General features: G+C 48.0%; 1 protein-coding gene. It reads right to left on the bottom strand.

The window, feature by feature from the left end; all coding sequences use genetic code 11:
• The coding region (locus tag A3739_RS29740; protein WP_197472204.1) for a hypothetical protein at nt 1–321 on the bottom strand (321 nt) is incomplete at both ends.

Genomic DNA, 321 nt, shown 5'->3' with positions numbered 1-321 from the left:
CGCCATATTAGTCAAGTAATCACTGCTTGCGACAGCACCGTTAACCGGTTGGAAATCAGTCAGAAAAATTGCTCTGCCTTGAACATTTGCCGCTATTAACTCACCAATCACTACCGCGCCAACGCTAAACCGAATGGTATCGCGCTGATCAAAGCTAATAATACCCTCTGCGTCGGTGACACCTCTTGCACCCGAGCTAGTCTCATACTCAAGACCAACGAGGATGTCGTCAATCACTTGCGAAACTTGAGTTGTCGCTGTATCTCCAGAGGCGATATTAGTCGCGTTAACGCTAGCGCTTACCGTAACATTGACATTGGC

It is taken from the genome of Oleiphilus sp. HI0067 (assembly GCF_001635735.1).
The sequence above is the reverse complement of the archived record's forward strand: the minus strand, read 5'-3'. Positions and strand labels throughout refer to the sequence as shown.